Source organism: Pseudidiomarina halophila (assembly GCF_003987215.1).
In the GTDB taxonomy this organism is placed as follows: domain Bacteria; phylum Pseudomonadota; class Gammaproteobacteria; order Enterobacterales; family Alteromonadaceae; genus Pseudidiomarina; species Pseudidiomarina halophila.
Genome location: NZ_PIPW01000003.1, coordinates 42,629 through 57,759, shown reverse-complemented (window position 1 = coordinate 57,759; position 15,131 = coordinate 42,629). Strand labels below are relative to the sequence as shown.

Annotated in this window: 11 protein-coding genes; 3 read left to right on the top strand and 8 right to left on the bottom strand. The window is 51.1% G+C overall.

Annotated elements, in window-relative coordinates; genetic code table 11:
- Window positions 1-8: 8 nt before the first annotated feature.
- Window positions 9-482 carry an anaerobic ribonucleoside-triphosphate reductase activating protein gene (gene nrdG, locus CWI69_RS09390; RefSeq protein WP_126763960.1) on the bottom strand — a complete coding sequence of 158 codons (474 nt, stop codon included), beginning with the start codon at window positions 480-482 and terminating at the stop codon, window positions 9-11.
- A gap of 263 nt (window positions 483-745) precedes the next feature.
- Between nrdG and CWI69_RS09385 the strand changes: the two genes are divergently transcribed.
- Window positions 746-3,016, top strand: coding sequence for a nitric-oxide reductase large subunit (locus CWI69_RS09385; RefSeq protein WP_126763959.1), 2,271 nt, complete (start codon window positions 746-748; stop codon window positions 3,014-3,016).
- 60 nt (window positions 3,017-3,076) lie between these two features.
- A complete protein-coding gene (locus CWI69_RS09380) occupies window positions 3,077-3,376 on the top strand; it encodes a hypothetical protein (RefSeq protein WP_126763958.1) in 300 nt (99 codons plus the stop codon).
- On the opposite strand, the gene CWI69_RS09375 is transcribed toward CWI69_RS09380, so the two are convergent.
- Genes CWI69_RS09375 through CWI69_RS09350 form a run of 6 tightly spaced genes read right to left on the bottom strand, consistent with a single transcriptional unit; the run spans window position 3,373 to window position 11,545 of the window.
- Window positions 3,373-4,011 (bottom strand): thiopurine S-methyltransferase, encoded by a 639-nt coding sequence (locus CWI69_RS09375; protein ID WP_126763957.1) that lies wholly within the window; start codon window positions 4,009-4,011, stop codon window positions 3,373-3,375. The genes CWI69_RS09380 and CWI69_RS09375 overlap by 4 nt on opposite strands.
- 45 nt (window positions 4,012-4,056) lie before the next feature.
- Window positions 4,057-4,824 (bottom strand): peptidylprolyl isomerase, encoded by a 768-nt coding sequence (locus CWI69_RS09370; RefSeq protein ID WP_126763956.1) that lies wholly within the window; start codon window positions 4,822-4,824, stop codon window positions 4,057-4,059.
- A gap of 10 nt (window positions 4,825-4,834) precedes the next feature.
- Window positions 4,835-5,524, bottom strand: a complete 690-nt coding sequence (gene narI / locus CWI69_RS09365; protein WP_126763955.1) for a respiratory nitrate reductase subunit gamma — start codon at window positions 5,522-5,524, stop codon at window positions 4,835-4,837.
- A gap of 11 nt (window positions 5,525-5,535) precedes the next feature.
- Complete coding sequence (narJ, locus tag CWI69_RS09360) at window positions 5,536-6,264, bottom strand: nitrate reductase molybdenum cofactor assembly chaperone (RefSeq protein WP_126763954.1); 729 nt, start codon at window positions 6,262-6,264, stop codon at window positions 5,536-5,538.
- 4 nt (window positions 6,265-6,268) lie between these two features.
- Window positions 6,269-7,804, bottom strand: coding sequence for a nitrate reductase subunit beta (gene narH, locus CWI69_RS09355; RefSeq protein ID WP_126763953.1), 1,536 nt, complete (start codon window positions 7,802-7,804; stop codon window positions 6,269-6,271).
- 21 nt (window positions 7,805-7,825) lie between these two features.
- Window positions 7,826-11,545 carry a nitrate reductase subunit alpha gene (locus CWI69_RS09350; protein ID WP_126763952.1) on the bottom strand — a complete coding sequence of 1,240 codons (3,720 nt, stop codon included), beginning with the start codon at window positions 11,543-11,545 and terminating at the stop codon, window positions 7,826-7,828.
- A gap of 263 nt (window positions 11,546-11,808) precedes the next feature.
- Here CWI69_RS09350 and CWI69_RS09345 point away from each other — a divergent pair, with 263 nt between their 5' ends.
- Window positions 11,809-13,623 carry an ATP-binding protein gene (locus tag CWI69_RS09345; protein WP_126763951.1) on the top strand — a complete coding sequence of 605 codons (1,815 nt, stop codon included), beginning with the start codon at window positions 11,809-11,811 and terminating at the stop codon, window positions 13,621-13,623.
- Here CWI69_RS09345 and CWI69_RS09340 read toward each other — a convergent pair.
- Window positions 13,620-14,969, bottom strand: coding sequence for an MFS transporter (locus tag CWI69_RS09340; RefSeq protein WP_126763950.1), 1,350 nt, complete (start codon window positions 14,967-14,969; stop codon window positions 13,620-13,622). The genes CWI69_RS09345 and CWI69_RS09340 overlap by 4 nt on opposite strands.
- Window positions 14,970-15,131: the final 162 nt, after the last annotated feature.

Below are 15,131 nucleotides of genomic sequence, written 5' to 3'. Positions count from 1 at the left end.
CTTCTGTTTTAGTTCACTAATTCACAGTCAATAAAGTCGGGGCAGAATAAAGCATTGAGAACTTTCCCCGAGCTCAGGTCGTAAAACCTCTGATTCGTTGTGGCACTTGCTAAGCCGCCACGTTCGGCCCGCCACGGGCCGGTTTTTAAATAAGTTAGGCGCCGTTGCACAAGCGCAGGCACGGTGTCTAATCCAGTGTAGAGGCAGGTGCGGAGACCCCTGCTAATTGCCACATCTAACAGTTCTATTAAGGCGTCCTGATGCCACTCGCCGCCTAAGAACAACACCGCAGTGATGAGTCCAGCGTAGCGATCGAGTTCATTCGTGAAGCTCTGCCGGGTTAATCGCTCACCCCGATCAGCTGGCCAGCTGTCGACGCTATGACAGCCCTTACAACCCACGGTGCAACCGGTGATGGTATAGGCCAGCGCGACTTCGCCGGGAACTTCCTGAAACACAATGTCTTTTGCACTGAATCGCATCGTATCGCCTATATGGTGTTAGTTGTAGACAATAAACACTAGATATTGTGTTTTAGACTAGAGCAAGGCGTGAGCTTTGCGTTGATCAGGATCAACAAAATGGCGCGCAGGGTAAATTCGACCCTGAAGGGCAATTTTACTGTCTGACAGACTAGGTTATTTTTACCCAAACAGCCACGCAAAACCTTTAAAAACAGACACTTAAAAGTTGGCCAGGTAATTGCAATACAACCGATGAGGACTCAATAACAAATAGGTGATGTATGGCTGGTTACAAAAAATTATGGTGGACGCTCATTGCGGTTCTTGCCATTACGTTTGGTATTTTGGGGTACTTCGGTAAAGAGGTATATCGTGAGGCACCGCCCATTCCTGAAAAGTTTGTTTCGGTAAACGGACAGACACTCATGACGGGCGAGTCGATTCTTGATGGGCAAACGGCCTGGCAATCTGTCGGAGGCATGCAACTTGGCTCGATTTGGGGCCATGGTGCCTATCAGGCGCCCGACTGGACTGCAGACTGGTTACACCGTGAGCTTGTGGCCTGGCTTAACATTGCCGCGGCTGAAGTCTTTGCAGCAGAGTATGAGGACCTAACCCCGGCGCAGCAAAATCAGCTGCAGTTCGAACTTAAGCAAGCATATCGCACAAACACCTATGATGCGTTGACTGACGAGGTGGTACTCGATGCACGTCGGGTAAAAGCCATTGAAGAAACTGCTGATTATTATGTGCGGTTATTTAGCGACGACGCTGCATTGCAAAGCACACGCGAAAGCTATGCGATGAAAGAAAACACCCTGCCAAGCCTGGAACGGCGCGAACGTATGGCAGAGTTTTTCTTCTGGACCGCATGGGCTGCCGCAACCGAGCGTCCTGACGCAGACGTCACCTATACCAACAACTGGCCCCATGAGCCGTTGATTGACAATACCCCCAGCGCGGAAAACATCATCTGGTCTATTGTCAGTGTTATCCTGCTTATCGCCGGCGTCGGTTTCCTGATCTGGGCCTGGGCATTCTTACGTCAACATGACGAAGAAGAGGTTGAAATTCCAACCCAGGATCCCATCAGTCTGGTAAAACTGACACCGTCACAGAAATCGTTAGGAAAATACCTGTTTATTGTCGTGGCACTATTTTCCTTCCAGGTTTTACTCGGCGGTCTTACTGCCCACTACACCGTTGAAGGACAAGAGTTTTACGGCATTGAGATTTCACAATGGTTCCCCTACAGCCTGGTTCGTACCTGGCATATCCAAGCTGCGCTATTCTGGATAGCAACGGGCTTCTTAGCAGCTGGTTTATTCTTAGCGCCGATTATCAACGGCGGAAAAGATCCTAAATACCAGAAGCTCGGCGTTGATATCTTGTTCTGGGCGCTGGTGGTTGTGGTCGCCGGTACCTTCATTGGTAACTACCTTGCCATCGCGCAAATCATGCCTGAACACCTTAACTTCTGGCTTGGCCATCAAGGCTACGAATACGTCGACCTTGGCCGGCTCTGGCAGATTGGTAAATTCGTTGGCATCGTATTCTGGCTGGTATTGATGATGCGCGGCGTCATTGGTGCGTTCAGACAGAAAGGTGATAAGAACCTGCTGGCGTTGTTTACCGCTTCAGTCGTCGCTATTGGCTTATTCTACGGGGCTGGCTTCTTCTACGGCGAACGCACTCATATCTCTATCATGGAGTTCTGGCGCTGGTGGATTGTCCACCTGTGGGTAGAAGGCTTCTTTGAAGTATTTGCCACCGCCGCATTGGCGTTCATTTTCCATAGCATGGGCCTGGTATCGCGCCGTATGGCGACCGTTGCCGCGCTGGCGTCAGCCTCACTGTTTATGCTCGGCGGTGTACCAGGAACCTTCCATCACTTGTACTTCTCAGGCACCACCACACCCGTTATGGCGGTAGGTGCGACCTTTAGCGCGTTAGAAGTTGTTCCGCTTATCGTGCTTGGCTATGAAGCCTGGGAGAACTGGAGCCTGCAGAAGAAAGCCGTGTGGATGCAACGTATCAAGTGGCCGCTCATGTGCTTCGTTGCCGTCGCATTCTGGAATATGCTCGGCGCCGGCGTACTTGGCTTCATGATCAACCCGCCAATCTCGCTGTACTATGTGCAGGGCTTGAACACCACACCAACCCACGCACACGCGGCCTTGTTTGGTGTCTATGGTTTCCTGGCACTGGGTTTTGTACTGCTCATCCTGCGCTACATTCGCCCACATCTGGCGTTCAACGATAAACTGATGAGCACCTCGTTCTGGTGGATGAATATCGGTCTTGGCTTAATGCTGTTCACCAGCTTGTTGCCGATTGGTTTCATTCAGTTCCATGCGGCAGCTTCAGAAGGACTTTGGTATGCCCGCAGTGAAGCTTTCATGCAACAGCCGTTGCTGGAAGGACTGCGCTGGGTCCGTACCGTTGGCGATGTGGTTTTCATCATAGGTGCGTTTGCGATTAGCTGGCAGGTCGTTTCTGGTCTGTGGGGTAAACAAGGACAAACCGCGGGGATTACCGCAGAACAAAACTAAGGTTTCTCGTTTAGGAGGTGCATCTTCCCCAGGTGCCCTCCTTTTTTTGTGGAGGTGAGCATGTCTGAAGTAACTACCGGTCAACGCAAGCCCAACACTATAGTCGCCATGCAGCAGCTGCTGGATACCATCCGCAGCAACATTCCCTTCGGTCTTAAAGAGGCCGATATGTGTCAGGGCATCTGCCGGGGCTGTTCCAAAAAAATGATGGAAATGCTCGACACTGAAGTCAGCCAATGGCAGGTCGATCTGGATAACGAAACTGCAGTTCCAACCCTTTCCGATTTAGCTTTTCTGGAAAAGCTCGCGCGCCGCACCCTCAAAGTTTTAAAACGCAATGACCTGATTACAGATGATTAATCATAGAGGAGATAGGCTTGCTCCGTAACCGGGTTGTCGGCTGGTACTTCATTATTTACCATGCCCGGTATCCGCGCCAAAGGTTTGATCCTGAAACGACTCTCAAAGCCAGCAACTACCTCATCTTCAGCGATCGAAAAAGGCGGTCCCTGGCGAAACCCCTGCGGGTACTCCACTGTTATCAGCAGTCCTTTACTGCCCCGCGGCAGCTTGTGTTTTAGTAACTTCACATAATCCGATCGTAAACTCTCAGGCAGTGCCACAAGTGCAGCCCGATCGTACCAGCCGTCGACATCAGCAAGATCTTCAACAGCGAGGTCGAATACATCGCCGACCCAAATCACCAGCTCATCTATAGCGTACTCTTTAAACTTGCCGCGCTGCTGAATCTCTGGCTTCAGCTGGTTCTCCTGAAAGAAAGCCTGCACAGCAAGTTCGCTCAGCTCAATGCCAAAAACTTTGTAGCCTTGATCAAGCAACCAGAGCATATCTCTCGACTTGCCGCACAAGGGTACTAAAACGCGTCCGCTAGATAATGCTTTGGGAAAGTAAGTAGTTAACAGTTCGTGAAAAACGTCGCGGTGAAAGCCAATCTGCTGGTTCTGCCAGCGTTGATGCCAGAAGTTGTGGTCCATAAAAAAAGCCTCCGTGGTGGAGGCTTTAGCTTACTGCAATTCTACCTATTGCAACAATGGAGAATCGGACACGGCGAAGTCAAAGCCTTTGATCTCGGCATCCTGAATCAAAGTATGGATGTACTGTGCGACAGCTTTGCGTTCTACTTTTTCGTTCAAGTAGGCAGCAATTTTCTCTTTCACAGCATCAAACGGCAATTGTTTGCCTTCGATTTTGCGATCGACCCAAACCACATGCAAACCATAACGCGTCTCTACCGGATGCGGCATTAAGCCAACCTCGGCGGTAAATACCTGACGTTCAAATTCTGCCACTGTCTGGCCACGGCTAATTTGACCAAGACTACCTGCCGTTGCACTTGAAGGACATGCTGAATGCTTCTGCGCCAGACGGCCAAAGTCATCGCCTTCATGCAACTGCTTGATGATCTGCTCAGCCATCATCTTGCCATTCACCCGGTCCAATTCGTCATCGGGTGCGGCCGCCAGCAAAATATGCCGTACTTCCAACAATGGCGAGGTAGTAAAACGCTCCGGGTTCTGTTGGTAGTATGTCGCACACGCTGCTTCGTCAGCTTCAGGGATAGCAACTTCGCGGTCGATGAGCGCGGCCAGGAAGTCATCATCACTGGCGTCATTCAGTTCATCCTTAACGTGCAGCCCAAGTTCGGCGGCACGCTGCCGGAATAACTCACCGATCACCAACGACTCAGCGGCTTTTAGCATCGCGGCTTGCTGACTATCGGCGGGATGGTACTGCATTTCCGCGAGAATCGTTTTTTCGTCGATGGCAATTTCATTCACGTGAATCATACTTTACTCCTTAGCGCGGCGCTTTCTGACGCACGACCTGGTGCTGACGGCGCAGATACTGCATAGGTACGCTGAGCATGTGCACCAGGCGGGTGAATGGGAACACCAAAAAGATCGTTAAACCAAGGGTAACGTGCAATTTAAAAATCCAGTGCACATCGGTCATTGCTGCCGCAGCAGCCGTTGCATCGAAGGTCAGCGTATTCTGTGCCCAACTCATCAACAACACCATGGTTGATCCATCGAGGTGGTCGAGGGAAACAAAAATCGACAGTAAACCCAGAATCAGTTGCGCGTAAAGCAACAACAAAATCGCGATATCCATGGTACTGCTATTGGCGCGAATGCGCGGATTTTTCAAACGACGCACGATCAAGATCGTCAGGCCGTAAAAACAAATCACCCCAGCTATACCGCCCGCCACGATCGCAATAATTTGCTTAGCTGACGTGCTGATGCCTAAAACGTGCCAGACTTCAGAAGGCGTCAACAAACCGACAAAGTGGCCGACAAAAATCGCTAAGATACCAATATGGAAAGCGATGCTACCGCGACGTAGCTGCTTTTTTTCAAGCATCTGACTGGAACTGGTCTTCCAGGTAAATTGCTCGCGGTCATAGCGGATCCAGGTACCGATCACCATTACCGCCAGCGCAATGTAAGGGTAGATACCAAAGAAAAACGTATTTAAATAATTCATGGTCATGCTCCTTAGGCATCCGCAGCGTTTTTCACGTTACTTAATTGGTCAAGATTCAGCGGAATATACTGATCCCGCCGCTGCCCTTCGCCAGGACGGTTTTGCGCCGTCGGGCAAGTGCTGGTCGCATCATTTCCGGTGAAGGTCACCATTTCTTCTTCCCAAACTTTATCCAGTTCTTTTGGGGTGTCATCGCGTTTTTCTTTTTCAACCTGAGCGCGAACATCATTCAGGTCGACCTGGACTTGCGACAATTCCAGCAAGCTTCGGAACAGCTCGGCGTAATCACACTCACGTTGTTCCAGGCGTACTGCCAGGACCGCAAGGATATGGCCGACTTCCGCCAAACCTTCGCGAGCATTTTCTTCTCCCTGGGTAGCGAGAAACTCCAGATACAATGGAATGTAGTCAGGCAGTTCCTTGACGCCGATATCTAAGCCGGCCTGCTGATATTGCTGCATTAAATCGACCATTGCCTGACCACGATCGCGGGATTCACCATGAACGTGTTCAAACAACAGTAATGACAGTGCGCGGCCACGTTCGAACAAGCGATCGTATTCTGATTGCCAGTCCATAAAGTCACCGCTGGTGCGGCGCACAATAAACCCATCCAAAGCTTGCTGTTGGGCACTGCTCAGTGCCGAGTTACGTACCGTGGCACGTAATTCGGGCACTACTTCGAGCAGCTCTACTTTCGGGTAGTCGAGTAATAACGAAATTACTTGTAAAACTTGCATCAGATTACTCCTTCACCGTGACCGGAATGACCTGGCGCACGCTTTGCTTCTTCGCACCAAACAGGTTCACATCGTTGTTGCCGTCACTACAACCATTACCGAAAGTGAAGCCGCAGCTACCTTTCAGGTCGTAAGCATTTTCAGCATAGGCACGGTGGCTGGTTGGTATCACGAAACGATCTTCGTAATTGGCCAACGCCATATAACGGTACATTTCTTCAACTTGATGCTGGGTCAGGCCGACCTGCTTGAGCACGTCAAGATCTTCGACACCATCAACGTGCTGACTGCGTTTGTAAGCTCGCATCGCAATCATGCGTTCCAGCGCCCGGACAATTGGAAATTCGTCGCCGGCGGTGAGCATGTTTGCCAGATAACGCAATGGAATACGCAGCGATTTCAGGTCTGGAATCTCACCGTTCATACCGACATGACCTGCCTCGACTGCACTTTGAATTGGCGACAGTGGTGGCACGTACCAAACCATCGGCAGGGTGCGGTATTCCGGATGCAGTGGTAACGCAACTTTCCATTGCATTGCCATCATATACACCGGTGAGCGTTGTGCCGCCTGAATCCAGTTATCTGCAATACCTTCTTTGCGCGCAGCTGCCTGCACTTCCGGATCATGCGGATCCAGGAAGATATCAAGCTGTGCCTGATAAAGATCTTGCTCGTTCGGGGTATTCGCTGCTTCTTCGATGCGGTCAGCATCATAAAGCAGTACGCCCAGATAACGGATACGTCCTACACAGGTCTCAGAGCAGGTGGTCGGTTGCCCAGCTTCAATGCGTGGGTAACAGAAGGTACATTTCTCTGATTTACCGGTTTTCCAGTTGTAGTAAATCTTCTTGTACGGGCAGCCAGAAACACACATGCGCCAGCCGCGGCACTTATCCTGATCGATAAGCACGATACCGTCTTCTTCGCGCTTATAAATTGCACCTGACGGGCACGCAGCAACACAAGCCGGGTTCAGACAGTGCTCGCACAAACGCGGCAAATACATCATGAAGGTCTTTTCAAATTGACCGTAGATATCTTTTTGCACGACTTCGTCGAAGTTTTTGTCTTTCTTCCGTTTGGCGAATTCCGTACCGAGAATTTCTTCCCAGTTCGGACCCCATTCGATTTTCTCCATGCGCTGACCACTGATCAGTGAACGCGGACGGGCAATCGGCTGATGCTTGGTGTCTTTTGCCGTGTGCAAGTGTTGGTAATCAAAATCAAACGGCTCATAGTAGTCGTCGATTTCAGGCAGATCCGGGTTGGCGAAAATATTCGCCAACACGCGCCGCTTGGTACCGATCTTCAGTTCCAGCTTGCCTTTTTTATTGCGTACCCAGCCACCGTTCCACTTGTCTTGGTTTTCCCATTCTTTCGGGAAGCCGATACCGGGTTTGGTTTCAACGTTGTTGAACCATGCGTACTCCACGCCTTCACGTGAGGTCCAGACATTTTTACAAGTGATGGAGCAGGTATGACAACCAATACACTTGTCCAAATTCAGCACCATGCCAATTTGAGCTCTTACTTTCATCGTATTGTCCTCACTCCAACGTTATTCAGTATCCAGCCAGTCGACTTTATCCATCTTGCGGATAACCACGAATTCATCGCGGTTGCAGCCAACTGTGCCGTAATAGTTAAAGCCATAGGCTTGTTGTGCGTATCCACCAATCATGTGAGTCGGCTTCATCACCGCCCGTGTGACTGAGTTGTGGATACCGCCACGGGTACCGGTCAGTTCAGAGCCCGGAATATTTACCAGACGTTCCTGAGCGTGATACATCATGCTCATGCCTTCCGGAACCCGCTGGGAGACAACTGCCCGCGCATTAATCGAACCGTTAACGTTGAAGATTTCAATCCAATCGTTATCTTCAATTCCGGCCGCCTTAGCATCGATTTCACTCATCCAGACAATCGGGCCGCCGCGTGACAGGGTCAGCATCAACAGGTTTTCTGAGTAGGTACTGTGAATACCCCACTTCTGGTGCGGAGTAATCCAGTTCAGCACGATCTCTTTGTTGCCGTTCTGGTTTTTGTTCAGCACCGGCTGCACGGTCTTCAGGTTAATCGGTGGCTTATAAGCACATAAGGTTTCACCGAAATCACGCATCCATTCGTGGTCCTGATAGAACTGTTGCCGGCCAGTTATTGTCCGCCATGGAATCAACTCATGAACGTTGGTGTAACCCGCGTTGTAGGAGACATGCTCATCTTCCAGGCCAGACCAGGTAGGTGATGAGATAATTTTCCGTGGTTGCGCAACGATATCGCGGAAGCGGATTTTCTCTTCCTCTTTTGGCTTCGCCAGGTGGGTGTGATCACGCCCGGTCTGCTCGCCTAATGCCGCCCATGCTTTCACTGCAACATGACCGTTCGTTTCCGGTGCCAGCGACAGGATGACTTCGCAAGCATCGATAGCACTTTCAATAATCGGCCGGCCTTTGTTAGCACCTTCTTCATAATGAACACGGTTCAACTTGCCGAGAAAATCAACTTCCTCTTTCGTATCCCAGTTAATACCTTTACCGCCATTGCCTAACTTATCCATTAACGGACCAAGGGAGGTAAAGCGATGGTAGGTATTCGGGTAATCGCGCTCGACGACAGTGATATTTGGCATAGTGACGCCTGGAATAGCTTCACACTCACCTTTCCACCAGGCTTTAACGCCGTATGGCTGCGCCATTTCGCCAGCGGAATCGTGCATGATTGGCGTGGTAACCACGTCCTGTTCAACACCCAGGTGACCTTTACAGACCTTGGAAAATTCTTTCGCAATGCCTTTAAAGATTTCCCAGTCACTGCGCGCTTCCCAGACCGGATCCACTGCCGCTGTCAGCGGGTGAATGAAGGGATGCATGTCAGACGTATTCATGTCGTCTTTTTCATACCAGGTCGCAGTTGGTAACACGATGTCTGAGTACAGACAGGTGGTCGACATACGGAAATCAAGGGTTACCCACAGGTCAACCTTGCCTTCAGCACCATCGTCAACCCACTCAACGTCTTCTGGTTTTTTGCCACCCATTTCACCAAGGTTTTCGCCGAAGGTTTTATGGGTCGTGCCCAGGAAGTGCTTGAGCATGTACTCATGGCCTTTACCTGAGGAGCCAAGCAGGTTCGAACGCCAGATAAACATGTTTCGCGGGAAGTTCTTTGGATCATCCGGTTGCGTACAGGCAAACGGGATATCTCCGCTTTTCAGCTGTTCAACCAGGTACTCTTTGACTTCTTTTCCTGCCGCTTTGGCTTTTTCGGCAACCGTCAGCGGGTTAACGCCCAGCTGCGGGGCAGAGGGTAACCAACCCATGCGCTCAGCGCGGGTGTTGTAGTCAATAATCGAGCTTTGCCATTTGTTTTTATCAGCCAGTGGCGATACCACTTCGCTCATATCCAGTTTTTCATAACGCCATTGGCTGGAATGATTATAGAAGAATGAGGTACCGTTCATCTGACGCGGTGGACGCTGCCAGTCCAAACCAAATGCCAGCGGTTGCCAGCCGGTTTGCGGACGCAGTTTTTCCTGTCCAACGTAGTGCGCCCAGCCGCCACCGCTTTGACCGATACAGCCACACATCATCAGCATGTTGATCAAGCCGCGGTAGCTCATGTCCATGTGATACCAGTGGTTAATCGCGGCACCAACGATAATCATCGAACGACCTTTGGTTTTGTCCGCGTTGCGGCCAAATTCAGTGGCGATGCGAATCACATCCGCAGGCTTAACGCCGGTGATTTGCTCTTGCCACGCAGGAGTATAAGGTACGTCGTCTTCGTAGCTTTGCGCACGGTTTTCGTCATTAATACCGTTATCGACACCATACTGCGCCAGCATCAAATCAAACACGGTAGCGACCAGTGCTGTTTCACCATTGGCAAGCTCAATACGTTTCGCCGGAATTTTGCGAACTTGCACTTCATCATGGTGAGTGTGCTGGAAGTAGTCATACTCGTGTGGTGCAGAACCAAAGTACGGGAAGCCAACTTCGACGATTTCGTCGTGGCTGTCTTTCAGCGTTAACGCCAGCTTCAGATCACCTTTTGCATCTTTCTGCTCAAGGTTCCATTTGCCTTTCTGGCCCCAACGATAACCAATGGCACCATTCGGGCTGGTTAAACGCTGATCTTCTTCATTGAAGGCAATGGTTTTCCAGTCTGGATTGTTATCTTCGCCCAGATTGTCGACCAGATCAGCCGCGCGCAGGAAGCGGCCCTGATTAAGTACTTTCTCGCCCGGCTCGAGCATGACTAACATAGGCATGTCGGTGTAGCGACGCACGTAATCATTGAAATAGCTGCTTGGCGTATTGACGTAGAATTCTTTCAGAATGACGTGACCAAACGCCATCGCTAACGCGGAATCCGTGCCCTGACGCGGTGACAACCAGGTGTCACCAAACTTCGAAGCTTCTGAATAATCCGAGGTAATGACACAGGTCTTAGTGCCTTTGTAGCGGACTTCGGTCAAAAAGTGCGCATCTGGCGTACGCGTCTGCGGAACGTTGGAGCCCCAAACGATAATGTAATTGGAGTTATACCAGTCGGCCGATTCCGGCACGTCTGTTTGCTCACCCCACACCTGTGGTGACGCTGGCGGTAAGTCACAGTACCAGTCGTAGAAACTTAGACAGTTACCACCGATCAGCGACAGGTAACGCGAACCTGCAGCATACGAAACCATAGACATCGCCGGAATAGGCGAGAAGCCGTTGATACGGTCAGGGCCGTAAGTCTTCGCTGTATAAACGTTACTTGCAGCGATTAACTCGTTGACCTCATCCCAGCTGGCGCGGACAAAACCACCCAGACCACGGCGCTCTTTGTAGCTTTTCGCCTTCACAGGATCGCTGACGATAGACTCCCAGGCGGCGACCGGATCGCTATGCTGCTCTTTGGCTTCACGCCAAAGTTTCATCAGCTGCTGACGCATTTTTGGATATTTCAGCCGGTTCGCGCTGTAGATATACCAAGAGTAGCTCGCCCCGCGTGGGCAACCACGTGGTTCGTGATTCGGCAGGTCCGGGCGGGTACGCGGGTAATCCGTTTGTTGGGTTTCCCAGGTTACCAGGCCATCTTTAACATAAATTTTCCAGCTGCATGAGCCAGTACAGTTCACCCCATGGGTTGAACGCACTACTTTGTCGTGCTGCCAACGCTGGCGATAGCCGCTTTCCCATGAACGATTTTGATCTGTTGTTACCCCATGCCCATCTGCAAAGGGTTCTTTACGCGTTTTGAAGAAACGCAATTTTTCGAGTAGGTGACTCATCCTCAAACTCCTGGTCGATGTCGAACGCGCTAAGTGTGGCGAAGTCCAGAGGCTTTTGCCATAGGCTGCGCGGGGGTGAAAACCAGGGGGGAGAGGCTTTTTTACTACCAAATAGGTAGAGCTAATTATGGTTAACTAGCTGATTTTATTAGACTTGATGTTTTTGGCTATTTTTAGCGCGATGAGTAGGATACAAAGGAGGTAGCCCATTAAACCCAATTGCCGTTAAACTATACCCTGTACATTTTTTAACTTGAGTTGCTATGCGTCAGTTTTCCATCGTTACCCGTATCGGGATCGCCCTAAGTTTAATGGTTGCCCTTACTGTCGGCACCCTGCTCGCGTCGTATTGGTTGTCCGAGCGCGCGGATCAGGATGCGCTGGCGATTAACAAGGCTGGCTCGTTACGTATGCAGAGCTACCGCTACGCCTGGCACCACCTTGTCAATCCAGCGGATGAATCGGCCCAGCGGCTGGCGGAGACCTTGCAGGCAACCTGGCAACATCCGGTTTTTAACCGCCTTAATAATGGCGATTCAGAGTTAAGCGCGCAGTTCAGGGCAGCACAACAAAGCTGGCAGACGGTCATGGCCCGTCTGGACAGTGGAGCCGTAGCGCCGGCGCAACTTGAACAAGCTCTTGCTCCGCTGATTACCGAGCTTGATAATTTAGTCAGTGCTCTACAGCACGAAGCGGAAGCACGCATTCGGGCAATTCGACTAATTCAGGTGCTATCCTTGTTCAGCACTATTGCTCTCGCTGGCTTCATTGCTTACTGGCTACGCACACGCGTGCGGCAACCATTGCAGCTACTTACCCAAACCGCCCGCCGCATCGGCCAGGGCGATTTCACCGCGCGCGTAAAACATCCGCTAGCTGATGAACTTGGTGTACTTGCAACGACGCTGAATAAGATGAACGATGCCATTGGCTACATGTATGGCAATCTTGAGAAACGTGTAGACGAACAAACCCGCGCTCTGCAACGCAGTAACGCAAAGCTTGAATTTCTCTACAATATGGCGCGGAGTATAATTGAGCGCTCGCCCGGGTATCAGGATTTCACCGACATCATTGACGGCCTCAAACATGCCTCGCAGGTGGATGACATTGAACTTTGCCTTATCACACCTGCAGGCGATAAGCCTTACCTGCAGGTGCAACCCGCAGATACCGCCGAGGACCCCTGCGCAGGAGTGGATTGTGCCGAGTGTGTCACCGCTGGTGGTGGCGTTAGTGTCATGGAAGGCATGCGGGTCTACCGCTATCCGCTTGAGCGTGATAATCACTACTATGGTGTTCTTGTAGCGCGTTGCCCCCGCACTGCGCAGCTTGATGAATGGCAGCAACAGCTGCTGCAATCGGTAACCGACCAGCTCGCAATTGCCCTGAGTTTGAAGCAAGAAGAAGAGCAAGTGCGTCGCCTGGCGTTAATTCAGGAGCGTACGGTTATTGCCCGTGAGCTTCATGACTCGTTGGCGCAAGCTTTGTCCTACCTGAAAATCCAGGTAACCCGTCTCGACAAGGGCATTGCCAAGGATAATAAAGAGGTTATTGAAGACGTCTCGCACGAACTGCGTGAAGGCTTGAGCTCAGCGTACCGACAGCTGCGAGAGCTGCTAACCACGTTCCGCCTTAAAGTAGATGGCGCAGGGTTGCTAAATGCCCTGCAAACCACGTTAAAACAATTTGAAGAACAGTCTGAGCTGAAGTTTCGCCTGGACTACCAGTTAGCGAATGCACCGCTGGCACCGCACGAAGAAATTCATTTATTGCAGATCATTCGTGAGGCCTGTCAGAACGCTATCCATCACAGTCAGGGCTCAGAAGTCACCATACGTCTGCATGAGACTATTGATCATGCGATCGGCATGAACATCGAGGATGATGGCGTTGGTATTCCGGAGCAAGCCGAGAAGCTCAATCACTATGGTTTGGCGATTATGCAGGAGCGCAGCAAGCACTTAGGCGGTGAGATCACCATTAAGCGTCGCCCTGAGGGAGGAACCGGTGTGTATTTCCACTTCCAGCCGGAGTATCTGAAAGAACGCCAGCCGATGGCATCAAACGACGCTTAGGGATTGAAATAAACACTATGCCGGCGCAGATAAACCACCGCTACGACCGCCGCGCAGAATGCGTAAAATAATGCAAAGGCGACCAACGCCATTGCCGGCGTGGCGGTGTAACTCTGTACGCCCCACATCAGCGGTATATACCCCGCACCGGCTGTGGCACACGCGGCCAACCAGCGTAGCGCAATACCAAGCTGATTAGCGGGGAACAACACGCTGGCAGAACGATAAATGGCACTACTTGCCAACGCAGAAACCGCAAACAATACGAAGAAAGTAAGTAAAAAGGGCAGGAAATACTGCTCTGGTGCGCCACTGTGGTACGCCTTATCCGTCAGCACCGAGGCCACCAGACTTGTCAGTGCCAGCATCAACGCACACACCATAGTTACTCTGGCGCCACCATACTGGTCCGCCAGCCACCCCCCTAAAGGTCGCGAAACCACCCCAATAAGCGGCCCCAACCAGGCATAGGTCAGTGCTTGTGGCGCATAATCGTTGCTCATCACGCTGACCAATTCTCCAGCTTGCCATTCACGGCTCAAGCCAAACAGAAACTGCAGGATGAGAGGAAAGGCTAAGGCAAAACCGATGAAGGAGCCAAAGGCCATGCAGTACAGCAAGGTCATAAACCAGGTATGGGGATTACGTAATAAGTGGCGGCGCGTTGATTTTTCCGAGCGCCACCGCTGGGCTTGTGGCCGTCGACGCCAGTTCATTATCAGCAGGGTTACCACCACCAGCGCGGTGAACCAACCCAGATTGCTCAACCAGATGCTTTGTTCTGGCCGCACGCTACCGAGTAAGGTACCGATACTGATGCTGGTCTCTGCCGGCGCCGCGGAAGTGGGAAAAGGACCGCGCCACAGCGCAATCAAAGGCGTTCCGATTTGGGCCAAAACAATACCAATGCCACCGATACTTGCGGTGACCGCCAGATCCCACCCCATAGTTTGATTCGCCACGAAGTGCTGATAGCGGCGGACATAGAGCTGGGCACCACCCAACCCACAACCCACGGCCAGTACCTGCAGGTAAAAAAGTGAATAATTTGCTGTGGAAAAACAATAAATGAAGCCTAATGCCGGCAACAATAACAGCGGGGTCGTGGTTCGGATGAACTGCGGCTGCAAAGCGCGTTCACCGAGGCCGAACCAGAGCAATTGAAATGCTGCTGCGGAAAACCCCGTCAACGCCAGCAAGCCAAATAATTCAGCAATGGTAAAACCAAGATCCAGAGCATAGAGCAACACCACCAACACGCTCCAGCACATCCAAATGGCAGTACTGGCGATCACGTGTAGTGCTGTGACTTTATCAACTGTTTCACTGGCTAAGGCATTCGACACAATAAGCCCTGGTCTCGACTACAATAGCTATAGAATCCTTGATGGCACTACCTGTCGGCAAGTTTACGGAAGAGTTAACCAGCAGTTATTAAGAGATAGCCAAACTATCACCTATTAGGTATTGTTATGTTCTATCTGTCTGTTTTTTATTGCTTTTTGTCG

What these genes read in the sequence shown, in the direction of transcription:
- CWI69_RS09350 (WP_126763952.1), bottom strand. Translation starts at nt 11,545, where the DNA reads ATGAGTCACCTACTCGAAAAATTGCGTTTCTTCAAAACGCGTAAAGAA.
- CWI69_RS09385 (WP_126763959.1), top strand. Translation starts at nt 746, where the DNA reads ATGGCTGGTTACAAAAAATTATGGTGGACGCTCATTGCGGTTCTTGCC.
- narJ (WP_126763954.1), bottom strand. Translation starts at nt 6,264, where the DNA reads ATGCAAGTTTTACAAGTAATTTCGTTATTACTCGACTACCCGAAAGTA.
- CWI69_RS09380 (WP_126763958.1), top strand. Translation starts at nt 3,077, where the DNA reads ATGTCTGAAGTAACTACCGGTCAACGCAAGCCCAACACTATAGTCGCC.
- CWI69_RS09370 (WP_126763956.1), bottom strand. Translation starts at nt 4,824, where the DNA reads ATGATTCACGTGAATGAAATTGCCATCGACGAAAAAACGATTCTCGCG.
- CWI69_RS09345 (WP_126763951.1), top strand. Translation starts at nt 11,809, where the DNA reads ATGCGTCAGTTTTCCATCGTTACCCGTATCGGGATCGCCCTAAGTTTA.
- narI (WP_126763955.1), bottom strand. Translation starts at nt 5,524, where the DNA reads ATGAATTATTTAAATACGTTTTTCTTTGGTATCTACCCTTACATTGCG.
- nrdG (WP_126763960.1), bottom strand. Translation starts at nt 482, where the DNA reads ATGCGATTCAGTGCAAAAGACATTGTGTTTCAGGAAGTTCCCGGCGAA.
- narH (WP_126763953.1), bottom strand. Translation starts at nt 7,804, where the DNA reads ATGAAAGTAAGAGCTCAAATTGGCATGGTGCTGAATTTGGACAAGTGT.
- CWI69_RS09375 (WP_126763957.1), bottom strand. Translation starts at nt 4,011, where the DNA reads ATGGACCACAACTTCTGGCATCAACGCTGGCAGAACCAGCAGATTGGC.